Origin of the sequence: Streptomyces sp. NPDC091377, from assembly GCF_044757045.1 — a bacterium.
Taxonomy (GTDB): Bacteria; Actinomycetota; Actinomycetes; order Streptomycetales; family Streptomycetaceae; genus Streptomyces.
The window spans coordinates 45,260-69,162 of sequence record NZ_JBIVUE010000028.1 but is presented as its reverse complement, the minus strand read 5'-3'; the positions used below and the strand labels follow the sequence as shown (position 1 = coordinate 69,162).

Below are 23,903 nucleotides of genomic sequence, written 5' to 3'. Positions count from 1 at the left end.
CAGTGCAGGCAGTGCAGGCAGTGCAGGCAGTTCGGGTGGTCCAGGCAGTTCGAGCAGTTCGGGCAGTTCGGGCAAAGGGTGGTCCGGACCAAGCGTGAGAGCGCTCTCAATCTCTCGCCGCGACGCGAGCATGTCAATGCCGGGGGGCGGGCGGCCGAGAAGTCGGGGCGCACCCGGCCCGTCGCCGGGAAACCCGAAGGAGCCCGCCGCAGGTACGACGGGCTCCTTCAGGGACGCTTCAGAACGTACGGCCGAGCAGATCCAGCAGCGCCGCCCAGTGCCGTGCGTCCGCCTGCGCGTCGTAGACGGACGTGTCCGCCTGGGTGAAGCCGTGGCGCGCGCCCTCGTACACCTCGCAGGTGTGCCGTACGCCCGCCTCGGTCAGGGCCCGTTCCAGCCGCTCCACCTGGTCCGGCGGCATCGACGGGTCGTTGTCGGCGTGCCCGAAGTACACCTCGGCGGTGATGCGGTCGGCCGACCGGTGCGGACCGTCGGGGGAGTCGGGTGCCAGCGCGGCGCCATGGAACCCGGCCACCGCCGCGACCCGCTCCGGATGGGTCCCCGCCGTGAGCAGGGCGAGCCGGGCACCCATGCAGTACCCGGTCACCGCGACCGGCCCGTCCGCCACGCCCGGATCCTCGGCGAGCCGGCGCAGATAACCGGCGGCGTCCCTCATCGCCAGGTCGGGGGTGAGGGCCCGCATCATCGGCACCAACCGCTCGAAGATGCCCGGACGGGCTTCCAGATCGATGAACCCGGGCAGCTCCACCACCGGAGCCCGCCCGTGCCGGTAGAGCACATTGGGCACCAGCACGGCGTACCCGGCCCCGGCCAGCCGGTCCGCCATGGCCCTGAGCCCCGGCCGGGGCCCGAACGCGTCCGGGAACATCAGCACCCCCGGGTACGGGCCCCCTCCGGCGGGACGGGTGACGTACGCGTCGGCGACGCCGTCCTCGGTCGGCAGGTCGACGGTGGAGCCCTGTACGGCGGTCATGCGGGGTGCCTCCTGCGCGGTCGACGGTGAGCGGCCCGGCGGGCCCCGGCGCTGATCATCGTGCCACGGTCACTCGAACCGCGAGGTGTCTCCCGCGCCGCGCCGTACGATCTCCGCCTCACCGTCGGAGAAGTCGATGACCGTCGTCGGCTCGGTGCCGCAGTCGCCGGAGTCGACCACACCGTCCAGCACATGGTCCAGCCGGTCCTTGATCTCCCAGCCCTGGGTCAGCGGCTCCTCCTCGTCCGGCAGCAGCAGGGTGCTGGACAGCAGCGGCTCGCCCAGCTCGTGCAGCAGCGCCTGGGTGACGACATGGTCCGGGATGCGCACACCGACGGTCTTCTTCTTCGGGTGCTGGAGCATCCGCGGCACCTCCTTCGTCGCCGGGAGGATGAAGGTGTAACTGCCGGGCGTGGACGCCTTGACCGCACGGAACACGTCGTTGTCGATCCGGACGAACTGACCGAGCTGCGCGAAGTCCTGGCACACCAGGGTGAAGTGGTGCCGGTCGCCGAGTCGGCGGATGGAGCGGATCCGGTCGATGCCGTCCCGGCTGCCGATCCGGCACCCGAGCGCGTAGCAGGAGTCCGTGGGATACGCGATCAGCGCGCCCGCGCGGATGCTGTCGGCGATCTGCGCGATGGTGCGCGGCTGGGGGTTGTCGGGGTGCACGTCGTAGTACTTCGCCATTGGCCGAGCTTATGCGGTGCGAAGGCGGGGGGCCGTACCCGGCTCACGGACGGTGCCGTGAGGTAGCGTCCGTGGGGTGACCGGGCCGACACCAGCCAGGAAGAGGAGTGGGGCGCCATGGCCGGCCAGGAGGGGGACGGCACCGTCCCGGAGAGCGACAGAGCCGAGGCGGGGGCGGACTGGGCGGGCGCGCTGCTCGACCAGCTACGGCCGTCCGGGCGTGACCCCGGCCGGGTGGTGGCCTGGCTCGCGGACACCGTCGGCGGAGCGGTCTGTGTCCTGGACGCCCAGGGCACGGTGCTGGCGGGCCACCGGATCCCGGTGGAACCGGAGCTGATCGGCGCCATCACCGCCGGACGGATCGCCTCCGCCTCGCTGGAGGACGCCGGACGCCATCTGCGGCTGGTCCGGGTGGAGCTGCCCCCGCCCGCCACCACGGGAGTCCTGGCCGTCGTACGCCCGGAGCCCTTCGACCGGCGCACCGCCGAGGTCGTCAACCACGCCGCCTCCGTCCTGGAACTCCTGCTGCGGGCCAGGGAGTCCACCGCGGCCGGGATCCGGCTGAAGCGGGCCGCCTCCGATCTGCGGCTGGCGATCCTGCAACTCCTCATGGTCCAGGACATCGTCGCCGCCCGCCGGGTCGCCGCCGGACTGTGGCCTGGCCTCCTCGACACGGACGCGGCCAGCGTCTACGTGGCGGAGACCCACAGCAGGGAGCGGGACCGGCTCGCCGAGGACTGCCTGGACGCCACCGGCGAGCGGGCCCTGGTGGTGCGCTGCCCCGCCGTGGACGAGCATGTGATCATCGTGCTCCCCGACGAGGCCGAGGCCCGCCGGTTGCGCACCCTGGTCGACTCCCGTCCCGGCTCCTTCCTCGGCGGCAGCGTCCGCCAGGCCCTCGCCGCCACCGCCACCGCCTACGGCCAGGCCGTGAGCGCGCTGGCCGTCGCCCGCTTCCGCCCGGAGCAGTCGGCGGTGTACGCCGAACGCACCCACCCCGAGCTGCTGATGGACCCGGCCGGGCTGCGCGCCTGGTCCAGCCGGCTGCTGCGACCGCTGGACACCCTGCCGCACCACACCCGCGCCGAACTCCTCGCCACCACCCGGCTCGGCCTGGAGTTCACCGCCGTGAGCGCCGCCAAGGTGCTCGGCGTCAGCCGCAACACCGTGCGGGCCCGCATGGACCGGGTCGAGAGCCTGCTCGGCACGGACTTCTCCGACCTGACCGTACGGGCCGCCGTCCATCTGGCGCTGAACACCGAGGAGAGCCACGGCGAGACCGAGCGGCCCGGCGGCCGGCCCAACCGCCCCGAACTGGGCGACCTCCTCGCCGGTCCCGCCCTGCGCACCTGGTCGCAAGAGCTGCTCGCCCGGCTGGACACCGACGGCCGTGATCTGCGCCGGACCCTGCGCACCTGGCTCGCGGCCGGCGCCAACGCCGAACGGGCCGCCCAGTCGCTCGGCGTGCACGCGCAGACCGTACGCGACCATGTGCGCGGCGCCGAGCCCGTCCTGGAACGCCAGCTCCTCGCCGCGGGCAGTGACCTCTACGAGGTCGTCCTGTCCCATCTCGCCCTCGGCGAACTGACCCCGCCCGCCCTGACCGGACGCCCCGCCTGACCCCTCCCTCCGCCACGGGCTCCCCTCGTCGCGTCACAGCGAAGGGGGGAACACCTCCGGCTCGCCGCCCGGCCGCCCGGCCACTCGACCGCTGAACAGGCCCACGACACCGTTCCCGCCGTCCGAGTAAGGAACCACGCCATGACCGCCCCGCACGCCTTCCCCCTGGAGCCCACCCCGATCCATGTCCCCGACGAGGTCCTCGACGACCTGCGCGCCCGTCTCGCGTTGACCCGGCCGCCGTTGGACGAGGGCAACGCGGACTGGTCCTACGGCGTCCCGGCCGACTACCTCGGCGAGCTGGTCGCCCACTGGCGGGACGGCTACGACTGGCGCGCCGCCGAGGCCGCCCTCAACGCCTACGAGCACTACCAGGTGGACGTCGCCGGTGTCCCGGTGCACTTCCTGCGCCGACCCGGCCGCGGCCCCCGCCCGATCCCGCTGATCCTCACCCACGGCTGGCCGTGGACGTTCTGGCACTGGTCGAAGGTGATCGACCCGCTCGCCGACCCGGCCGCGTTCGGCGGTGACCCCGCCGACGCGTTCGACGTCATCGTGCCCTCACTGCCCGGCTTCGGTTTCCCCGGCCCGCTCACCGGCTTCCCGGACGTCAATTTCTGGAAGGTCGCCGACCTCTGGCACACCCTGATGACCGAGACCCTGGGATACGAGAAGTACGCCGCCGGGGGCTGCGACATCGGCGGGATCGTCTCCAGCCAGCTCGGCCACAAGTACCCCGACGAGCTGTACGGCATCCACATCGGCTCCGGGCTGCCACTCGACTTCTTCACCGGTCCCCGCGCCTGGGACTTCGCCCGGAACCGGCCCCTCACCGACGACCAGCCCGCCGAGGTCCGCGCCCGGATCATCGACCTGGACCACCGCTGGGCGTCCCACCTGACCGTGCACATGCTCGACGGCGCCACCCTGGCCCACGGGCTGAGCGACTCACCCGCCGGACTCCTCGCCTGGCTGCTGGAGCGCTGGAACGCCTGGAGCGACCACGGCGGTGACGTCGAGTCCGTCTTCACCAAGGACGACCTCCTCACCCACGCCACCATCTACTGGGTGAACAACTCCATCGCCACGTCGATGCGTTACTACGCCAACGCCAACCGCTACCCCTGGACCCCCGTCCACGACCGCACCCCGGTCGTGCAGGCCCCGGTCGGCCTCACCTTCGTCACCCACGAGAACCCGCCCGGCGTCCACACCGCCGCCGAGCGCGTCCAGGCGTTCGAGAACGGCCCGCTGGCCGACTGGTTCCACCACGTCAACGTCAACGCCCACGACCACGGCGGCCACTTCATCCCCTGGGAGAACCCCGACGCCTGGGTGAGCGACCTGCGCCGCACCTTCCACGACCGCAGGCCCACCGCCGCGTGAGAGGCGACCCGGCGCCCGTGGGCGGGCGGAACCCGGGTCCCGTGACATCGGTTCACGGGACCCGGAACGCCCGCCGGTAGGCGCCCGGAGTCGTCCCGGTCAGGGCACGGAAGCGGCGCCGCAGATTGACCGCGGAGGTGAGACCGACCCGGCCGGCGATCGTCTCGACCGACAGATCCGTCTCCTCCAGCAGGGTCCGGGCCGCCGCCACCCGCCGGGAGAGCAGCCAGGCACCCGGGGCGGTGCCGAGCTGATCGGCGAAGCGCCGGGCCAGAGTGCGGGGCGAGACACCGACGTGCGCGGCCAGATCGGCCACCGACAGCGGGGTGCCGAGGCGTTCGTCGGCCCACTCCAGCAGGCCGTCGAGCGCCTCCCCGGGCGGTGGCGGCGGCGCGTACTGAGCCTGCCCGCCCTCCCGGTGCGGCGGCAGCACCATGTGCCGCGAGAGCAGTGCGGCGTACGCGGCCCCATGGTCGTGCCGCACCAGATGCAGGCACAGGTCGAACCCCGCCCCCGCGCCGGCGCTGGTGGCGACGTCACCGTGATCCACGTAGAGCCGGTCCGCCTCCACCCGTACCCGGGGGAATTCCCGGCGGACCCGCTCGGCGTACGACCAGTGCGTGGTGGCCGAGCGGCCGTCCAGCAGTCCGGTGCGGGCCAGCGCGAACACCCCGGAGCAGATCGTGACCAGCCGCGCCCCACGGGCGTGCGCCCGCAGCAGCGCCTCGCGCACGGCCTCGGAGAGCGGCGCCTCCACCGGCAGCCAGCCCGGGATGATCACGGTGTCCGCGGTCGCGAGCGCCGACAGACCCCGCGTCACCTGCATCGCGTACCCGCCCGTGGTCGGCACGAGTCCGGGCGTCTCCGTGCACGTCTCGAACGCGTAGTGCCGTGGCACCGCCGGCCGGTGCGTGCCGAAGACCTCCACGGCGCAGCCGAGTTCGAACACCGACTGCACCGGCCGGACCAGAGCCACCACTCGATGCATGGCACGAAAGTACCCCATGATGTCATCGCGGACACTGTCCCGCCGTGGCCCGCGCACGGCACTGTTGCAGCCATGCATCCCGAGATCCTGGCGCAGGAGGGCTACACCTCCGCCGCCGTCGAAGAGTCCCCGGTCCGTGAGCTGTTCCCCGGAATCCGGCTGCGTCCCCTGTGGCAGGGGCCGACCGGCGCCCAGGCCCATGTGCTGGAGATGGAGCCGGGCGCCTCCTGGCCGCACCGCGATGTCCACGACCCCGGCCCGGAGGAGGTCTACGTGCTCACCGGCACCTTCAACGACGGAGCGCGTGACTACCCGGCCGGCACCTTCCTGCACGCCCCGGCCGGTTCCTGGCACGTTCCGTCGACCACCACCGGCTGCACGCTGTTCCTCTTCTACCCGGACAGCTGACCGGCCGTCCCTGGCATTTTGTCGTTTATGCGGGCATGGGCCGTGGTACTCGGCGGTCGTAACCGGCACCCGCGAGCCCGCGGGCGCCGACCGCACGGTCCAGGAAGGGCGTGGACACCATGGCCAAGGACGAGAAGGCCCGAGCCAAGGCCCAGCAGGCCAAGGGAAAGATCCAGAAGGAGGCCGGACGCGCCGTCGGCAACGAGAGCATGGCGGCGAAGGGCCGCGCGAAAGAGGCCGAAGGCGACGCACGGCAGGCCAAGGAGAAGACGAAGGACGCCTTCCGCCACTGACCTGCCCACGGTCGCCCGCGACCGCCCGTGACCGCCCGCGGTGACTCCGGTCAACTGGAAGGGACGGGTGAGGGGAGCCGCGTACCGAGTACGACCCTCTGTGCACACCCGACCACCTTGAGCGTGATCCCGCAGGAGGTGGTGGGGCCGCCGAGGCCCATGACACCTACCGGGCAGTGATCGCGGCCTTCGGGCTCCGGCACACGGCCGAGGGCGGTTGCGCGGTCGCCCCACCCGGCTGAGCACCCCCGACGATGCAAAGCGAAGCAAACCGGACTCACCTGTGCACGGCTGAGCCCTCACCGCGACCGAGCGGGCATCGACACGGTTCACAATCGGTCCGCGGTCGACATAGGTTCAACAAGCGGTGGGGGCACGACCGGTACGGGGGTCCGGTCGGGCCCCCAACTCTCCCGGCCCTCCTGCCCCGCCCCGCCTCAGCCGCGCAGGCGCACCGGCACTTCCCGCCAGCCGAACGCTATGAACGACGGCACCTGACGCAGTTCCTCGGGCGGCACCGCCAGCCGTATCGCCGGGAAGCGCTCGAACAGGGCGGGCAGCGCGGTCAGCGCCTCCATCCGGGCCAGCGGGGCGCCGATGCAGCGGTGCACCCCGACGCCGAACGACAGATGCTCGTCCGCGCCGCGCCCCGCGTCGAACACGGCCGCGTCCGGCCCGTACCGCGCGGGATCCAGCCCGGCGGCGGCGTACGTCGTGATGATGGCGTCCCCCGCGGGCACGGTGACCTCCCCGACCTCGATGTCCGCCACCGCGTACCGCAGCGGCAGCGCGGCGATCGACGGATGCACCCGCAGCGTCTCGTCGATCACCGCGTCCCAGCCCACCGCTCCGGAACGCACCGCGGCGAGCTGCGCCGGATCACTCAACAGCGCCACGGCCGCGTTGCCGATCAGATTCACGGTCGTCTCGAAGCCGGCGCCTATGACCAGCAGCAGGGTGTACAGCAACTCCGCGTCGCTGAGCCGGTCGCCGTCCTCGTCCCGCACCCGGATCAGCTCGGTCGTCAGATCGTCGCCGGGGTGCTCGGTGCGGTACCCGATCAGCGCCGGAAGCACGGTGCCGATCTGCTCCTGGACGAACGCCGCGTGCTCCGGGGTCGGATCGGAGGTGTCCATGATGGCGGCGACCAGCCGGCCCGTCGTCTCCCGCAGTTCCTCCGGCACCCCGAACAGGTCGCACACCATCCGCATCGGCAGCGGAAGCGCGAGCAGCGCCCGCACATCGACGACCTCCTCGTCCGAGGCCGCCAGCGCCTCCAGCAACTCCGCGGTCATCGCCTCCACCCGGGGGCGCAACACCTCGGTGCGGCGCAGGGTGAAGCTGGGCGCGACCAGCTTCCGCAGCCGCGCGTGCTCGGGGCCGTACGTCGAGAACATGTTGACCACCCCGACCCAGCCCAGCACCCAGCCCCACGACGGATGGTCGGCCAACTCCCCCCACAGACTCCAGTGCCGCCGCGGATCCTTGCTGACCCGCGGGTCGAGTATCAGATCCCTGAGGGTGTCGTACCCGGTCGGCGCCCACGCGGGGATGCCGCCGGGCAGCTCCACCGGCACGATCGGGCCGAGGGCGCGCAGCCGCGCGGCCTCGGCGGCTATGTCGGCGCCGAACGGATCGAGGGGTATGCGGCCGGCCGCGGTCACGGCGACTCCCCCGGCTGGTCGGGGGAGCGGGGGCTGAACCGGACGGGCAGCGCGGTGAGCGAGCGGTGGAACGGCCCGGGACGCCAGGTCAGCCGCTCGCGGGGCAGGACCGGCTCCATGTCGGGCAGCCACTGGGTGATCCGCTCGATCGCCTCGGTGGCGATGAGCAGCGCCGACTGCTTGACCGGGCAGGCGTGCGGCCCCGCCGACCAGGACATGTGCGAGGCGTCCCGGGGCCGTACGTCGTACGCGTCCGCCTGCTCGGCGAAGTGCGCCAGCGCCCCGTAGGAGATCACGACAGGAACGGCCGCGCGGATCCAGGTGCCGTGGAACGTGAGGGCTCTTCGGGCGTAGTGGATGCCGTAGTTGGCGAGCGGCGTCTCGTGGTGCAGCACCTCCACCACCGCGTCCATCACGGGCCGCGCGCCACTGGTGAGCGTGGAGTAGAACAGCGGGTTGCCGAGGATCCGCGACAGCGCGTTCGACACCAGGTTCGCCGTCGGCTCGTGCCCGGCGGCCAGCGTCAGCCACACCTGCCAGGTGACCTCCTCCGGGCTCAGCCCGGCCGGATGGTCCAGCAGCGCGCTCGGCATGTCCTCGCCGCGCCGCTCCACCTTCGCGGCGATCAGCTCCAGCACATAGACGCCGTACTCCGCCTCCCCCTCGGCCGCCTGGGCGCCGCCCTCCATCATCTTGCCGAGGGCCACATTGAGCCGCTCGCTGTGGCTGTCCGGCAGCCCGAAGAGGCTGTTGAAGACCAGCGCCATCATCGGCCGGGCGAAGTCCGCCACCAGATCGGCCTCGCCGCGCGGCCCGAACCGGCTCACCAGCAGCCGCACCGCCCGGTGCACCCGCTCCCGCAGATCGTGCGGCTCGATCAGATCGAACGAATCGATCAGCGCGGTGCGGTAGCGGACATGCGCCTGACCGTCGGCGAACAGGGTGTTGGGCCGCCAGCGCATCATCCCGAGCACCGGCGAGTCGTCGGCGACGGTCCCCTCCCACGGCCGGGGATCATGCGAGAACGTCTCCGTGTCGTGCAGCAGATCCAGCGCCGCGCGCCGGTCGGTGACGACGTACGCCGGTACGCCCGGCGCCAGTTCGGCCCAGCCGACCGGCCCCTGCGCGGCGAGCGAGGTGTAGTACCGATAGGGGTCGTGCGCGAAACCGTCCTCCCACAGCCGCACCGGCGCGGCACGGGAGAAGGTGTCCTGGGCGGGAGGATAGGTCGTCAAGGAAGCTCCGCGGGGGTGCTGTCGATGAGGTGCTGGACCAGCGAGATCAGCGCGTCGATCGAGGAGATCTGGTTGCGGGCGTCGCACGTCACCAGAGGCGTGTCGATCTCCAAGTCCAGCGCCTCGCGCAACTGGTCCTCGCTGTAGTGACGGGGCGCGTCCGGGAAGGCGTTGAAGGCCACCGCGTACGGCAGTCCGCTCTCCTCCACCAGACCGAGCACGTCGAAGGACTGGTCGACCCGGCGGCTGTCGACCAGGACGAGAGCGCCGAGCGCCCCGTAGGCGATGTCGTCCCAGAGCGAGCGGAACCGCTCCTGGCCGGGGGTGCCGAACAGATACAGCACGATCCCGTCCGGCAGACTGATCCGCCCGAAGTCGATGGCGACGGTCGTCGTCGACTTCTCCCGCACCCCGTCGAGATCGTCGACCTGTGCGGACGCCTCGGTCAGCTGCTCCTCGGTATGCAGCGGGCGGATCTCGGAGACCGAGTCGATGAGGGTTGTCTTTCCCACCCCGAAGGGGCCCGTGACCAGGATCTTCAATAACTCCTGGGCGGTGTCGGGCAGGTGGATTCCGCCCTCTCGGGCGGTGTCGCTAGCACTTGAGGGCGCGGAGGCCATCGGCCACTCTCTTCAGCAGATCGGGGGCGAACCGTTCGGCGGGCGGGATCGGCGCGCGGGCGAGGATCAGGCCACGGTCCACCAGACAGGCGGCCAGCACACGGACGGCGGAGACCGGCAGCCGCAGCAGGGCCGCCGCCTCGACCACGGTGAGGGATCCCTCGTCCAGCACATCCAGCAGGGCGAGTTGAGCGGCGGGCAATCCGTCCGGAAGGTCCTCGCCACTGCCCGTGAGCACCGACAGGCGCTCCAGGTGCGGGCGGCTGGGCCGCGCCACACCCCCCGTCGACAGATACGCGGGAACCAGGGGACGGCCGCCGCGGCGGCGGCCCGTCATGCCGGAATGCCGCCGTCGGAGCTTCGGGGCGCGGCGGCCATCGCCTTCTCGCCCAGCCGGGCCACCTGGGAGTGGACCCGGTGGGCGAGCAGGTCCAGGCGCACCTCGGGATCCCCGAGCGCGGCGACGACGGTGCCGTGGTCCGTCGGCACGATCAGCACATAACCGTGCTCGGACTCGATGACGATCTGGCGCACCTCCGCCTGCTCCCGGTCGGCGAAGGCCGCAGCCGCCGTCCGGGAAGCGCCCTGCACGGTACTGATAATGGCCGCCACCCGCTCGGCCGAGGGCCGGGTCAGGACGTCGGTGTACCCGGTCACGAGCCCGTCCCGGGTCAGCAGCACGGCCGCCCTCACGTGCGGCACCTCCAGAATCGGATCCAGCACCCATGCGGTGTCGCCCGCGTCGCGGCTGCTCATCGGGCCGCTCCCTCTCCGTGGTCGGTGTGTTCGGTCTCGTGCCCCGTGGTGCCCGGAACGGCGGCCGGATCGCCGCCGTCCGTCGCGCCCCGGTCCGTGTCGCCGTGGTCCGTCTCGCTCCGGTCCGTGTCGCCCTGGTCCGCTCGGGCCGCCGCCGTGCCGGACTGCAATGCCCCGAGCGCGGCGGCGGCGTCCTCCGGCCTGCGTGCGGCGGGTATCGGTGCGGGCGCCCGGCCGGCCAGCGCCGTCGCGCGGGTACGGCGTCTGCGCCGCGGCAGCCCCTCGCGCTCGCGCTCGCTCTCGTGCCCGATGGTGGGCACCGGTTCCGGCTCCCCGCCGAAGCCATGCGGCACCGGCTCGGCGGACCGCACCGGCAGCTCGGTGACCGGGTCCGCGACGACGGACAGCGCGTCGACGCCGCCGCGGGTCGAACGCGGGGCCGCCGCCGCGGGCGGCTTCTCGTCGGGGTCGACCCGGGTGAGCAGATGGCTCTCGACCCGCAGCACCGCCCGCACCCCGCCGTACGGCGACGGCGACGACAGGTCGACGCCCAGGTCGAACTGGCGGGTGAGCTGGCCGATCGCGGCGAGCCCCATACGGGGCGGATCGCCCAGGTCGGTCAGCAGGATCGGCTCGCCCCCGGCGACCAGCCGCTGGGCGCGGACCCGCTCGTCCTGAGTCATCCCGAGCCCGGCGTCGTCCACGCTGACGCACGCGCCGTGGTGGACGTGTTCCAGGTTGACCGTGATGTCGGTGTCGGGCGAGGAGTGGCGCAGCGCGTTGTCGAGGAGTTCGGCCACGATGATCGCGACCGGTTCCACGGCGTGCGAGACCAGCGCCGTGCCCGCCTCCAGATGGTTGTTGACCCGCACCCGGTGGTAGCCGGCGAGCCGGGAGAGACCGCCGGTGACCGCGTCCACCAGGTGCGACTCCTCGCGGGCCAGGCCCACCCACGCCCCGCAGACCACGGCCGCGACCTGCGCCCGACGCAACGACTGCTCGTTCTCGTGGTCGAGTTCGAACAGGGTCTGCGTCAGTTCCGGGTCGTCGTAGCGCTGCTGCATCCCGCGCAGGGCGTCCTGGAGGCGGTACAGCGCGGCCTGGATCTCCCGGGTGGCGCCGCGCATCCCGGCCTGGGCGGCGGCGTCGATCCGGGTGCGCTGGGCCACGAGTTCGATGCGGAGCGCGTTGAGCACGTCCTCCACGGCGATACCGAGCGGGGTGCCGGCGTTCTGCGGTCCGCGGGGGCCCGGGACCGTGAGGTGCGGATGGGTGAGCTGCCGGGCGGCGGCCGGCATCCGGCGGTCCACCAGATGCTCCAGTTCCGCCAGGAAGGAGGTCGTGGCGGCGTCCAGCCGACCGCGCAGGGCGTCGATCTCGGCCCGCTGCCGGGCCTGTCTCCGCCGGGACCGCAGCAGGCCGCCGCCGAAGGCGATGGCGGACAGGGTGCCGGCGGCGAGACCGCCGACGGCAAGCTCCGGTAGTTCGATCATTCGAGTGCGTTCCAGGGAGGGTCGGCGCGAGCAACGGGAAGGAGCGGGCCGGACGTTGGGAAGATCAACAGGCCCTGTGACGTGATGCTCGCAGCACAGTACACACTGTCATCGCCGGACATCGCGAGGCCCGGGGGCGACCACACGCAGGATCTGCACGGTTGTTGACCTCTTCCGCGGCAACTGTCGCAAATGCCAAGCGAGTTGTGTGACAGGTTGACTCGCACGGGTGACGGCGGCTCACAGGTCGACGCGTCGGACGGACGCGATCCGGAGAAACACAGCGTGACCAGGCGACCTACGAGGAAATCCCAGGGCCGGCACGGGATTTCCCCGAAGAATCCGCTGGTGGATCGCGCGGGGCCAAAGGAATGGGGCAGCTGTTCGGCCCAAAGGTATGGGGCAGCTGTTCGGTCTTCCTCGGGACGGAGAGCGAGCACAGCGGGCCGAGCGACTCCGAGTACGCCGCCGCCCGCCCGGCCTTCGACGAGGTCCACGGCACGGGCTGCCCCCACGCCCCCGGGTACCGCCCGGCGCCGTACGCCACCGGCAACCCGGCGCGACCGGTTCAGGGGAGCGGCTGTTCCGCCCAGATCACCTTCCCGCCGGGCAGATAGCGGGTACCCCAGCGGTCGGCGAGCTGGGCCACCAGGAAGAGACCGCGCCCGCCCTCGTCGGTCATCGCCGCGTACCGCAGATGCGGAGCGGTGCTGCTGCTGTCGAAGACCTCGCAGATCAGGGAGCGGTCGCGGATCACCCGGACCCGGATCGCGGAACCGCCGTAGCGGAGCGCGTTGGTGACCAGCTCACTGAGGATCAGCTCCGTGGTGAACCCGGCCTCCTCCAGGCCCCACTCGGCCAGCCGCCTGCTCACCTCCGACCGTACCCGCGCGACCGCCGCCGGATCGGCCGGCACCTCCCACTCGGCGACCCGGTCGGCGCCCAGTGCCCGCGTCCGCGCCACGATCAGGGCGATGTCGTCGCCCGGCCGCTCCGGCAGCCGCGCGTCCACCACGGCCCGGCAGGTGTCCTCCGGCGACGGCCCCGCCCGCTCCAGGGTGGACCGCAGGATCTCCAGTCCGACGTCGATGTCCCGCGTCCGGTCCTCGACCAGACCGTCCGTGTAGAGCACCAGCCGGGTGCCCTCGGCCAGTTCGATGTCCTGCGTCTCGAACGGCAGCCCGCCCACCCCCAGCGGCGGCCCGACCGGCACGTCCGCGAACTCCACCCTGCCGTCCGGGTGGACCAGCGCGGGCGGTGGATGCCCCGCGCGGGCCATCGTGCACACCCGGGTGACCGGGTCGTACACCGCGTACAGACAGGTCGCCCCGGTCACCACGGAGGCGCCGTCGATCGTCTCGTCCTGGTCGATGCGGCTCACCAGTTCGTCCAGCAGGTGCAGCAGTTCGTCCGGGGCGAGGTCGAGGGAGGCGAAGTTGTGCACCGCCGTGCGCAGCCGGCCCATGGTGGCCGCCGCGTGCAGCCCGTGCCCCACCACGTCCCCCACCACCAGCGCGACCCGGGTGCCCGACAGCGGCAGCACGTCGAACCAGTCCCCGCCGACCCCCGCCCGCGCGGGCAGATAGCGGTAGGCGATGTCGAGCGCGTCCTGCTCGGGCAGGCTGCGCGGCAGCAGACTGCGCTGGAGCGTCACCGCCATCGTGTGCTCCCGGGTGTAGCGGCGGGCGTTGTCGATGGAGACCGCCGCCCGCGCGACCAGTTCCTCGGCGAGCGCCCGGTCCTCGGCGTCGAACGGCTCGGGCGCCGAGTACCGCCAGAAGTTGACCAGCCCCAGGACCAGGGAACCCGCCCGCAGCGGCGCGGTGATCAGCGAGTGGATGCCGTACTCCACGATCTGCCGGGTGCGCTCCAGGTCCTGCGCCTGCCAGCCCGGCGCGGCCCGCAACGTGGGCTCCACCACCGCCTGCCCGGTGCGCAGGGCACGTGCCTGCGGCGACGACGGCACGAACCGGATGCTCCTGCCCACCGGATACAGCGGCGCGTCCGTCCTGACCCCGGTGAACGCCGCGCGCCGCAGCTCCGTCCCCGCCTCCGGCGGTTCACCGACGAGCACCGCGTCGAACAGATCGACCGACACGAAGTCCGCGAACCGGGGCACGGCCAGCTCCGTCAGCTCCTTCGCGGTACGGCTCACGTCCAGACCGGTCCCGATGGCCACACCGGCGTCGTAGAGCATGTCCAGCCGCTCACGGGCCACCTCGGCCCGTCCGGACAGGGCGCGCAGCTCGGTGGAGTCACGCAGGGTGGCGACACTGCCCGCCGGGCCGCCGCGCAGATCGGTCGGCCGCTGGTTGATCGCCAGCAGCCGGTCCCCGACCAGCCGCACCTCGTCCGTCACCACCCGCCCCGAGGCCAGTAGCTCGGCGGTGTCCGGATCCAGGCCGAGGGCCCGCACCTGGCGGCCCTCCGCGTCCGGGGGCAGGTGCAGCAGCCGATGCGCCTCGTCGTTGGCCAGCAGCAGCTCACCCCGGCCGCCGACGATGGTCACCCCCTCGCGCACCGCGTGCAGGACCGCGTCATGGTGTTCGTACATCCGGGTCATCTCGCGCGGGCCCAGGCCGTGCGTCTGGAGCAGCAGCCGCCGGGACACGAGTGCCGTCCCGCCGGTGGCCAGGGCCACCGCGACGGCTGCGGCGGCGAACACCAGCGGCAGCTGCCGGTTGGCGGTCCCGCCGACGTGCGCGGCGGTGATCCCGGCCGAGACCACCCCGACCACCTTGCCGTCGGGCGCCTCGATGGGCACCACCGCCTGCACCAGCCGGCCGATCGTGCCCTCGATCTCCTCGGTCACCGCACGCCCGGCCAGCGCCGGGGCGAGGCTGCCGACGAACTTCTTGCCGATCCGGTCCGGCTTCGGATGGGTGTAGCGGATGCCCTGGGTGTTCATGACGACGATGAAGTCCACCTGGGCCGCCTTGCGCGCGGCCTCCGCCTCGGGCTGGAGCAGCGCCGTCGGATCCGGGGCGCTGAGCGCCGCGCGGGTGCCGGGCGCGTTCGCGAAGGTCTGGGCGACGGCCAGCGAGCGGTCGGTGGCCTCGCGGGTGCTGTCGTAGCGGCCCTGGAGCACCAGCGCCAGCACCGCCGCCAGGACCAGCACCAGCGTGATGACGACCTGGAACAGAAAGACCTGACCGGCGACCGTACGTCCGCTCAGCGCCGCCCACAGGGACGCGAGGGTGCCGGGCCCGGAGCCTTCGCCCGCCGCACCGCCGCCCTCCCCGGACGCGGGGCGCGCGGGGTCGGACCCGCCCGGCGCACCGGCTTCCCGGACGCGGCCGTTCGAGCGCTGCGGGCGCCCTCCGCCGAGGCGACGGTTCGACCGACTCTTCCCGGTGCGCCCCAAAAGCCGGACCATGTGCCCTGTTTACACGCCTCCGACCCGGGAGGCGAGAGGTGTCACACAAGGTGACCGGCCGCGCACACGGTCCTGGAGGGCGCGGCGGGGGCCGGGACGTGAGGTGCGCGCGGCGCGCCGAGAAGGGCGGGGGCCGGGCTCTCCGGGCGGGGGCCGGCCCTCCTCGGCGCGCCGCGCCCGCCCCCTACTCCGTGTCCACCTGAGCCGGTGTCCCGGTGTCCGGTGTTCCGGTGTCCGGTGTCCTTCGCGCGGCCAGGAGCAGGGCGATGTCGTCCGGTCGGTCGGCCGTGTGGCGGGTCGCGGCGGTGAGCCGGTCGGCGACGGCCGCCAGCCAGCGGGTGCCCGGCCGGGTCGCGGGAGCCCCGCCGCGCGCCAGGGCGGTGCGCAGGGCACCGATGCCGTCGTCGATGTCCAGCCCGGGCCGTTCCACCAGCCCGTCCGTGTACAGGGCGAGGATCGCGCCCGGCTCCAGCGTCACCTCCGCCACCGGGTAGCGGGCGTCCGTGATGACACCGAGCACGACTCCTGCGGGCGTGTCGAGGCGCCCGGTACGGCCGTCCGGGGCACGCAGCAGCGGCGGCGGATGACCGGCGCGGGCGATCCGGGCCCGGCCGGTGGCCGGGTCGAGCCGGATGTAGCAGCAGCTCGCGAACTGGCCCGGGTCCAGATCGATGAGGAGGCGGTTGGTGCCGCTGAGCACCTCGTCGGGCGGCCGGTCGTCCAGCGCGAAGGCCCGGACCACGCTCCGCAGCTGTCCCATGGTGGCCGCCGCCTGCACCCCGTGCCCCTGGACGTCCCCGATCACCAGCGCGACCCCGTCCCCGGCCTCCACGACGTCGTACCAGTCGCCGCCCACGTCCATGCCCTGGGTGCCCGGCAGATAGCGGCCCGCGGTCTCCACCCCGGGCGGGGCGGACAGCCGCCGGGGCAGCAGGGCGCGCTGGAGCCCCCGGGCGAGGGCCGCCTCGGAGTCGTAGCGCTGGGCCTTCTCCATCGCGTGCGCGATCAGCCCGGCGAGCGCGGTCAGCACGGTGCGTTCCTCGGTCGTGAAACGGCGCTCGCGGTCGAAGCCGAGGATGCAGGAGCCGACCCGCCGGCCCGACGCGATCAGCGGCAGAAAGGCCCGGGCGCCCTCGGTCGCGTCGAGCGGGATGCCGGGATAGGCGTCGGCCAGGTCCCGCATCGAGCCGAAGAACAGCGGTTTGCCCGTGGTCAGCGTCTCCACCCCGGGCAACCGCTCCTCTAGCCCGACCCCCTCGAACGGCTCCAGGAACCCCTCGGGGAAACCGGTCTCCCAGGCCCGGTACAGATGCCGGTCCTGGAGCAGGTAGATCGCGAGCCTGCGGCCCCCGAACGCGGGCAGCAGCTCCTGCACCACCACCGCCGACACCTGCTGCGCGGTGACCGCCTCGTTGAGCGCGATCGCCAGCACGATCGGCCGGTACGCGGGCACGCCCGACGGGATCGACGCGGACTGCCCGGCGACCGGCTCCTCGGGACCGGTCGTGCCGTCGGCGGCCGGGTTCGACGGCACCACGGAGAACGTCAGCAGATCGGGGCCGGGGTAGACGGAGACGGCGAGCCAGTCGCCCTCGTAGTCACGCGGGTCGTCCTCCCGGCCGTCCCGGTCTCGGCCCCCGCCTCGGTCCGGGGACGGGGACGGGGCGGCCGGTGGCCGCTCCACATGGAAGTGCACCGGGTCCGGCGACAGCAGGGCCGCCCGTAAGTGGTCCTCGCAGGTCGGCTGGGAGAGCCAGGGCACCGACTCCCACAGACCGCGGCCGACGAGCCGGGCACGGGGAACCCCGAGAAGCCGCTCGGCGCGGGGATTGGCGTAGCCGACGACACCCAGCCGGTCCATGGTGAACACCGCCTGCGGCAGCCGGTCGGCGGCCTGGCCCGCCACCGGGCCGGCGTCCATCACGACACCGTGCACGAGCCGCGACCCGTCCGGCGGCCACAGATCCACCAGGCGCAGCGACCCGCCCGGGATCCGCACCGGCACGGGGTCGGCCGGGGGCTTGCCGTGAGCCGTCTCCCGCAGCAGTGTGACCAGCCGCCGCGCGTCACCGGGGGCGAGTGCGGTCGTCAGCGCCGCCTCGCCCGAGGACGGCTCGTCGGCGGGCAGCCCCAGCAGGGCCCGTACTCCGTCGTCCGCGGTCAGCGCGTCCGCCACCGGGTCCCAGGTGAACCGTCCGGTCCGCCCCGCGGCGGAGTACTCGGCCGGTGGCAGGGTGCCCACCGGCTCGGTGTCCCAGACCAGTGCCGTGCCGTCCTGCGCCAGCCGTCGCAGCCGGGCCCCCAGCCCCTCGGCCAGCCGTGTGAGGCGTTCCCGCTCGGGGAGCAGTCCGGCCGCGTCGGTGGCGGGCGGCAGCAGCGCGGTCAGGGCGCCGCCCGTCTCGTCGCCCGCCGGCAGCGGCACACTGATCGTCGCGAACGGGTAGGGCAGCGCGGCGGCGAACTGCGGATAGCGGCGCATCATCTCGGTCGCGTTCGGCAGCACGATCTGGGCGCCCGTGCGGAAGGTGTCGGCGATCGGCACCGGCCGGTCGATCTGCACCTGCCACCAGGGGCGGAACAGCCGTGCGGGCAGGCCGGTGAGTGCGGCAAGCCGCAGCACGCCGGGGTCGGCGGAGCGCAGGAACACGCCCACGGCGCGCGCTCCCACCGCGCCCGCCGCCTCCGTCGCGATGTCCGCCAGCAGTGTGGCCAGCCGGTCCCGTCTGTCGTGCGGGTCCTCGGCGCTCGCAGTCATCCGGTTCTACCTCGTCCCCGCGCCGCGCAGGCGACACAGCAAGAATGCGCCCCCCGGCGCCGTGCCCGCATCTGGACGAGCACCGGATGCCCCCCTCGCCGCACAGCACCGGGACACCGTCCACCGGGCGGACGGCCTCCCAGGGTGTATCAGCACAGGCACCGGCGCCGTAACCCCTCGGACGCGGTGAATGGGATCGGGGCGAGGGGGCAACAGGCGGGGTAGGGACGGGAGTTCGGTGTGCGGGGCCGTTCGGCCCATGGGCGGCGCTCCTTCGTAGGGGACATGAGGAGGTGACTTGCGGGGGGTGACATCTGGGGAGGGGGGACCTGCGGACGGGGCATCCGGACAGGGCATCCGGACAGGGCATGCGGACGGGCATCCGCACGGGACGTCCGGACGGGCCACGCAGACGGGACGTCCGGACGGGACATCGGGAGGGGCGGCCCGGGGGCCATCGCTCATCCGGCGAGGCTCGCCCGCGCCGCCGTCAGCGTCCGCCCGGCGTAGCCGCGTCCGAACAGGAGCACATGGACGAGCAGAGGGAAGAGCTGGTGCAGCGGTACGCGGTCGCGCCAGCCGTCGGCGAGCGGCGCGGCCTGCTGGTAGCCGTCCCGTACGGCGTCGAGGTGGGGGCAGCCGAAGAGGGCGAGCATCGCGAGGTCGGTCTCCCGGTGGCCGCCGTGCGCGGCCGGGTCGATCACCCAGGCGTGTCCGTCCGCACCCCACAGCACATTGCCGTTCCACAGGTCGCCGTGGAGCCGCGCGGGCGGTTCGGCCGGTCCCGCCAGCTCCGGCAGCCGCTCGCAGACCCGCTCGACCTCACCCGCCTCGGCGGAGGTGAGGCCGCCCCGGTCGACCGCGCCCCGCAGATACGGCAGCACCCGGTGCTCCGCGTACCACCCCGGCCAGCTCGCGGCCGGTTCGTTCCGCATCGGCGCCAGCCCGATGTACGCGTCCCGGGGCCCGTCGGGCGGGGCCGCGCCGAACGCCGGGGCGCCCGCCGAGTGCAGCGCGGCCAGTTCCCGCCCGAACCGTACGGCCGTCCCCGCGTCCGGCACTCCCGTGGGCACCCGCTCGGTCACCAGCCAGTCCCGGTCGTACCCGTGCACGGCCGGTACCCGTACCGCGTCCGCCGCGGCCAGCCACCGCAGCCCGGCGGCCTCGGCCCGTGCCGCGCCCGGCCCCTCCGCCCGCTTGGCCATCACCAGTTCCCTGCCGGCGTCCCGGTGCCGGTCCCTGTCCCGGTCCCCGTTCCCGCCCCTGCCTCCGTCGTGCAGGGCGACTTCGGCGACCGTCCCGGACACCGCCCGCACCTGCCCCACGCCCCGTCCGGTCAGCCGTGCCACCGCCCCGGCGGCCCCGTCGACCCCGCTCATGGGCGGCCTCGCATCAGCTCCATGCCGCTCAGCGTAGGGAGTGGGCACGTCCGTTCGGTCGCGCCGGGCGGTGGGGTCGTCCGGTGGGCGGTACCCGGACGACCGTCGCCGCGCGGCCGGGTGGGACGGTCGCGCGGATATCCGGGGGCGGGCATCGGAGTAAACGGGAGGAAATCCGTACCGAGAGCTTGCCGAGCCGTTGTGCCACCACTTAATTCACACCCTGAAGTGTGTCGGATCCGATGCGGGCCGTGCGGCGCAGCGCGCTGCAAGTGCATGCGCGCCCGCCCGACCGGGACACCCCGCACCGCGCACCTGCTCGTTCACCCTGCCCCCTGGCGGAGGAGCCGCATGAGACTCAGCCGGGGTCTTCGCCGAACGCGGCGGACGCGCGCGTGCTCATGGGGGAGCGCTCACGCCAGGGACTTCCCCACCCCGGGACCTCCGCCGACGGCCAGAGCTGCACCGGGGCACTTCGTCGGTGCTCCGGACCACCGGGCATGCTGGGGCCGATGGTTCCGCACCTGCCCGCCGCGATCGCCGTGGCGCCGTCCACCGCCTCAAGGGAGTCCCCCGCATGCCCACCGCCGACCTGATCCTCGCCGGCGCCCGCGTCCGTACCCTCGACCCCGCCCGGCCCACCGCCACGGCGGTCGCCGTCACCGACGGAGTGATCAGCGCGGTCGGCGACGCCTCGGACGTACGTGACTGGCGAGGACCCGGCACCCAGGTCGTACGGCTGGACGGCGCTCACCTCGTCCCCGGCCTGGTGGACTCGCACAGCCACCCGGTGTGGGGCCTGGAGTTGGCGACCGGCGCCGACCTGTCCGAGGTGACCGGGCCGGCGGAACTGCGGGCCGCGCTCACCGCCGCCGAGCGCGTCGACGGCTGGGTCATCGGCTACGGCCTGGACCACAACGCCTTCGCGGGCCGGCCCATCGACCGCGACCTCATCGAGGACGTGCTCGGCGACGCCCCCGCCTTCCTGCGCCTGTACGACGGCCACTCCGCCCTTGCCACCGGCGCCGCGCTCACCGCGGCCGGGGTGAACGGGCCGCGCGCCTTCGCCCAGCGCTCCGAGATCGTCTGCGACAGCACCGGCCGCCCCACCGGACATCTGATCGAACACGCCGCGATGGACCTGGTCACCGCCGTCCTGCCGCGGCAGTCGTACGCCGAACGCCGCGCCCGGCTGGTCGCCCTGCTCTCCGCGATGGCCGCGACCGGCCTCACCGGAGCGCATGTCATGGACGGCGGCGATCTCGACCTGGTCACCGCCGTCGCCGAGGAGACGGTGCTGCCGCTGCGGCTGCGGTTCGCACCGTGGTGCATGCCCGGCGCGAGCAAGGAGGAACTCGACGCCCTGATCGCCCTCCAGGGCCGGGGCGGGCGGCACTGGACCGTCGGCGGCGTGAAGTTCTTCATGGACGGCACCGTCGAGGGCGGCACCGCCTGGCTGGAGCACGCTGACTGCCACGGCCAGGGCACCGAGGCGTTCTGGCCCGACCCCGAGGCGTACGCCTCCGCCCTACGGCATCTGCACACGGCCGGCGTGCGCACCGCGACCCACGCGATCGGCGACGCGGCGGTGCGGCACGTCCTGGACGTGGTGGCGGGCCTCGGCGCGAGCGGGCGCCACGCCCATCGGATCGAGCACATCGAGACCGCCCCCGACGCACTGCTCCCGCGCTTCGCCGAACTGGGCGTCGCCGCCTCGATGCAGCCCCCGCACACCGCCTACACCCGCGCCGACGGCAGCGACGAGTGGTCCCGCCGTCTCGGTGAGCGCCGCGCCGACCGCGCCTGGCGCCTGCGGGACCTGCGCGACGCGGGCGCCACGGTCGCCCTCGGCTCGGACTGGCCCATCGCCCCCTTCGACGCCCGTACGGTCCTGGCCACCGCCCAGGCCCCCAAAGGTGCCGCGTCCCGCCGCGCCGGTCTGACCGGCCTGGAGGCACTGGAGGGCATGACCACCCACGCCGCCCGCGCGGCCGGCGAGGCGGACCTGGCGGGCCGGATCGCCCCCGGCCACCGGGCCGACCTCACCGCCCTCGCCGTGGACCCCGTGTCGGCCCCGGCCGACGAGACGGCGACGGCGGACGTACGGCTGACGGTGACGGGCGGACGGGTGACGCACCGGGCGAAGTGACCCCTCAGGACCACAGGCCGCAGGGTTCTCGACGCCTGCCCTCACCCGGCTCGACGCCCCAGGGCCTGCCGTCCGAGGCTCGGCTCCCCCGTGCCTGCCGCCAGGGGCCCGGCTCCCCAGGGCCTGCCGTCCGAGGCTCGGCTCCCCCGTGCCTGCCGCCAGGGGCCCGGCTCCCCAGGACCTGCCGTCCGAGGCCCGGCTCCCCAGGGCCTGCCGCCAGGGGCCCGGCTCCCCAGGGGTCCCTGGGCCCGGCGCCCAGGGACGCCGCCCCCAGGCCCTGCCGCTCAGGCGTCCGGTGTGATCACGACCTTGCCCACCGCCGTGCCGGACTCCGCGTGTCGCAGCGCGGCGGCGGCCTCGCGCAACGGGAAGGTCCGGTCGACCCGCGCCTCGATCGCGCCGGACCGCAGCAGCTCGAAGACCTGCTCCAGGTCCGCCCGCAGCTCGGTCCGGTAGCGCTCGGGGCGCCGTGACTTCCCGGCCCACAGGTTGAAGAAGTGGGCCCCGCGCCCGTTCGGCAGCGCGTTCCACAGCGCGAGCCGGGCGACGAGCCTCAGCACGGTGAGCGTCCCGTTGCCCGCCCGGTCGCGCGTGGCGGCGCTGCCGTACGACACGAGCGTGCCGCCGGGCGCGAGCATCCGCCAGGAGTCCCGGACGCCTCGGCCGCCGACGTGGTCGAAGACGGCCGCCACCCCCTGCGGCGCGCGCTCCCGCACCTGGGCGAGGACGTCACCGCGGTAGTCCACGGGCTCGGCGCCCAGCCCGGCCCCGGCCCCCTGGTTGCGGGCCGAGGCGGTGCCGATGACCCGGACCCCGTGCGCGCGGGCCAACTGCACCAGCACACTGCCGACCCCGCCGTTGGCGCCGTGCACCACGACGGTGTCGCCCGGCCGGACCCGGGCCGTGCGGAACAGCATCCGCCAGGCGGTCGCGCCGTTGGTCACCAGCGTCTCGGCGTCGGTGGCCGACACCCCGTCCGGCACGGCCACCAGATCGCGGCTGTCCAGCAGCACGCGCTCGGCCCACCCGCCGGTCTTGGTCAGCGCGGCGACCCGGGCGCCCACGGCCAGCTCGGGCTGCCCCGGCACCGGCGGCCCCAGTTCCTCGACCACCCCGACGACGTCGTAGCCGGGGACGAAGGGGAAGGCGGGCATGTCGTAGTACTTGCCGCGGCGCATCTGCTGCTCGGCGAAGGTGACCCCGCTCGCCTCCATCCGGACCAGGGCCTGACCCGGGCCCGGCCGCGACAGCTCGCGGACCCGCACCTGGAGCGACTCGGGTTCACCCACGGCGGGGAGGACGATCTCGGTGGTGGTGCGCATGATGACTGCTCCTCATGAAAGAGACGGAGAGACGGAGAGACGAGTGAGACAAGATGACGTGGAAGAGTGGTTAGTCACTCACTCTCCTGTGCCGAGAAAGGGCGACCGTCGGGGAGTCGCACGGCCGCCCGCTGCCCGGAAGGGTCAGTAGTGCCTGATGCCCGCGGCCAGCGTCCGCATCCACGGGGTGTCGAGACCGTCGCCGTCGAGGGACGCGATCAGATGGCAGAGTGCCCCGGTGGCGAAGAACCGCTGGATCTGCCGGTCGTCACCACCGGACGCGCCGCGCGTGTACTCCACGACGCGCGCGTAACCGGCACGCACCGCGTCCCGCACCGCCGGCTCGGACACGGCCGCCGCCTGTGCGTGCAACTGGACGAGCAGGAGGTCGTTGTCGCTGATCAGGCGGGCGTACGCATCGCCCATCGAGTCGAGGACGGCCTCCGGCGCGCTGCTGGTCGCCCGGGCCGCGCCCTCCTCCAGGGCCGCGCGCACCCGGACGAAGCAGTGCTCCACGACGGCGGTGAACAGTGCCTCCTTGTTCGGGAAGAGGCGATAGACGTACGCCTGCGAGATGCCGGCCGCCTTCGCCACCTCCGTCGTCGTGGTGCCGAAGTACCCGCGCGCCGCGAACGCCCCGATGGCGGTGCGGAGCACGGTCTCCCGGCGTTCCTCGGCGGTGGAGAGTCGACGCTGTTCCTTCTTCATGTGAGTACTCAACCACTCACACCCGTCACTGTCAACGCTCGCCCCTTCCCGCGGCGGCGGGATTTGC

Annotated in this window: 19 protein-coding genes; 5 read left to right on the top strand and 14 right to left on the bottom strand. The window is 73.6% G+C overall.

Translation table 11 applies throughout. The features are described 5' to 3' along the window. Nucleotides 1-238 precede the first annotated feature (238 nt). Nucleotides 239-994 (bottom strand): dienelactone hydrolase family protein, encoded by a 756-nt coding sequence (locus tag ACIQNG_RS36520; RefSeq protein ID WP_401440437.1) that lies wholly within the window; start codon nucleotides 992-994, stop codon nucleotides 239-241. A 69-nt stretch (nucleotides 995-1,063) separates the two neighbouring features. Then, a complete protein-coding gene (locus tag ACIQNG_RS36515) occupies nucleotides 1,064-1,684 on the bottom strand; it encodes an L-threonylcarbamoyladenylate synthase (RefSeq protein ID WP_401491224.1) in 621 nt (206 codons plus the stop codon). A gap of 117 nt (nucleotides 1,685-1,801) precedes the next feature. Here ACIQNG_RS36515 and ACIQNG_RS36510 point away from each other — a divergent pair, with 117 nt between their 5' ends. After that, nucleotides 1,802-3,304 (top strand): helix-turn-helix domain-containing protein, encoded by a 1,503-nt coding sequence (locus ACIQNG_RS36510; RefSeq protein WP_401491221.1) that lies wholly within the window; start codon nucleotides 1,802-1,804, stop codon nucleotides 3,302-3,304. A gap of 141 nt (nucleotides 3,305-3,445) precedes the next feature. Further along, on the top strand, nucleotides 3,446-4,690 hold the full coding sequence (locus ACIQNG_RS36505; protein WP_401491219.1) for an epoxide hydrolase family protein: 1,245 nt from the start codon (nucleotides 3,446-3,448) through the stop codon (nucleotides 4,688-4,690). Nucleotides 4,691-4,742: 52 nt separating this feature from the next. On the opposite strand, the gene ACIQNG_RS36500 is transcribed toward ACIQNG_RS36505, so the two are convergent. Further along, nucleotides 4,743-5,678, bottom strand: coding sequence for a GlxA family transcriptional regulator (locus tag ACIQNG_RS36500; protein WP_401491216.1), 936 nt, complete (start codon nucleotides 5,676-5,678; stop codon nucleotides 4,743-4,745). Nucleotides 5,679-5,750: 72 nt separating this feature from the next. On the opposite strand from ACIQNG_RS36500, the gene ACIQNG_RS36495 reads away from it, so the two are divergent. Both ACIQNG_RS36495 and ACIQNG_RS36490 read left to right on the top strand, forming a co-directional pair. Next, entirely contained in the window at nucleotides 5,751-6,086 is a 336-nt protein-coding gene (locus ACIQNG_RS36495; RefSeq protein ID WP_401440444.1) for a cupin domain-containing protein, read from the top strand. A 119-nt stretch (nucleotides 6,087-6,205) separates the two neighbouring features. Further along, nucleotides 6,206-6,379 (top strand): CsbD family protein, encoded by a 174-nt coding sequence (locus ACIQNG_RS36490; protein ID WP_401440531.1) that lies wholly within the window; start codon nucleotides 6,206-6,208, stop codon nucleotides 6,377-6,379. Between the two features lie 437 nt (nucleotides 6,380-6,816). Here ACIQNG_RS36490 and ACIQNG_RS36485 read toward each other — a convergent pair whose 3' ends face one another. The 9 genes from ACIQNG_RS36485 to ACIQNG_RS36445 all read right to left on the bottom strand — a co-directional run bounded on the left by ACIQNG_RS36485 (nucleotide 6,817) and on the right by ACIQNG_RS36445 (nucleotide 19,657). Then, complete coding sequence (locus ACIQNG_RS36485; RefSeq protein WP_401491213.1) at nucleotides 6,817-8,043, bottom strand: cytochrome P450; 1,227 nt, start codon at nucleotides 8,041-8,043, stop codon at nucleotides 6,817-6,819. Continuing rightward, complete coding sequence (locus ACIQNG_RS36480; RefSeq protein ID WP_401440447.1) at nucleotides 8,040-9,278, bottom strand: cytochrome P450; 1,239 nt, start codon at nucleotides 9,276-9,278, stop codon at nucleotides 8,040-8,042. The genes ACIQNG_RS36485 and ACIQNG_RS36480 overlap by 4 nt, the downstream gene beginning before the upstream one ends. After that, on the bottom strand, nucleotides 9,275-9,898 hold the full coding sequence (locus ACIQNG_RS36475; protein ID WP_401440449.1) for a GTP-binding protein: 624 nt from the start codon (nucleotides 9,896-9,898) through the stop codon (nucleotides 9,275-9,277). Before ACIQNG_RS36475 ends, ACIQNG_RS36480 begins: the two co-directional genes overlap by 4 nt. After that, nucleotides 9,873-10,235, bottom strand: a complete 363-nt coding sequence (locus ACIQNG_RS36470; RefSeq protein ID WP_401440451.1) for a DUF742 domain-containing protein — start codon at nucleotides 10,233-10,235, stop codon at nucleotides 9,873-9,875. Before ACIQNG_RS36470 ends, ACIQNG_RS36475 begins: the two co-directional genes overlap by 26 nt. After that, nucleotides 10,232-10,654 carry a roadblock/LC7 domain-containing protein gene (locus tag ACIQNG_RS36465; protein WP_401440453.1) on the bottom strand — a complete coding sequence of 141 codons (423 nt, stop codon included), beginning with the start codon at nucleotides 10,652-10,654 and terminating at the stop codon, nucleotides 10,232-10,234. The genes ACIQNG_RS36470 and ACIQNG_RS36465 overlap by 4 nt, the downstream gene beginning before the upstream one ends. Beyond that, a complete protein-coding gene (locus ACIQNG_RS36460; protein WP_401440454.1) occupies nucleotides 10,651-12,147 on the bottom strand; it encodes an ATP-binding protein in 1,497 nt (498 codons plus the stop codon). Before ACIQNG_RS36460 ends, ACIQNG_RS36465 begins: the two co-directional genes overlap by 4 nt. Nucleotides 12,148-12,715: 568 nt before the next feature. Continuing rightward, nucleotides 12,716-15,523 (bottom strand): SpoIIE family protein phosphatase, encoded by a 2,808-nt coding sequence (locus ACIQNG_RS36455; RefSeq protein ID WP_401491208.1) that lies wholly within the window; start codon nucleotides 15,521-15,523, stop codon nucleotides 12,716-12,718. 184 nt (nucleotides 15,524-15,707) lie between these two features. Beyond that, complete coding sequence (locus tag ACIQNG_RS36450; protein ID WP_401491205.1) at nucleotides 15,708-18,278, bottom strand: SpoIIE family protein phosphatase; 2,571 nt, start codon at nucleotides 18,276-18,278, stop codon at nucleotides 15,708-15,710. A 461-nt stretch (nucleotides 18,279-18,739) separates the two neighbouring features. After that, the gene (locus ACIQNG_RS36445; protein WP_401491203.1) at nucleotides 18,740-19,657 is read right to left on the bottom strand and encodes a fructosamine kinase family protein; all 918 of its coding nucleotides are present in this window, start codon (nucleotides 19,655-19,657) and stop codon (nucleotides 18,740-18,742) included. A gap of 577 nt (nucleotides 19,658-20,234) precedes the next feature. Between ACIQNG_RS36445 and ACIQNG_RS36440 the strand changes: the two genes are divergently transcribed. Further along, nucleotides 20,235-21,806 (top strand): amidohydrolase, encoded by a 1,572-nt coding sequence (locus tag ACIQNG_RS36440; RefSeq protein WP_401491202.1) that lies wholly within the window; start codon nucleotides 20,235-20,237, stop codon nucleotides 21,804-21,806. A 284-nt stretch (nucleotides 21,807-22,090) separates the two neighbouring features. Here the strand turns inward: ACIQNG_RS36440 and ACIQNG_RS36435 are convergent, their stop codons facing one another. Both ACIQNG_RS36435 and ACIQNG_RS36430 read right to left on the bottom strand, forming a co-directional pair. Next, nucleotides 22,091-23,128, bottom strand: coding sequence for a medium chain dehydrogenase/reductase family protein (locus tag ACIQNG_RS36435; protein ID WP_401491200.1), 1,038 nt, complete (start codon nucleotides 23,126-23,128; stop codon nucleotides 22,091-22,093). Nucleotides 23,129-23,272: 144 nt separating this feature from the next. Continuing rightward, nucleotides 23,273-23,836 (bottom strand): TetR/AcrR family transcriptional regulator, encoded by a 564-nt coding sequence (locus ACIQNG_RS36430; RefSeq protein ID WP_401491198.1) that lies wholly within the window; start codon nucleotides 23,834-23,836, stop codon nucleotides 23,273-23,275. Nucleotides 23,837-23,903: the final 67 nt, after the last annotated feature.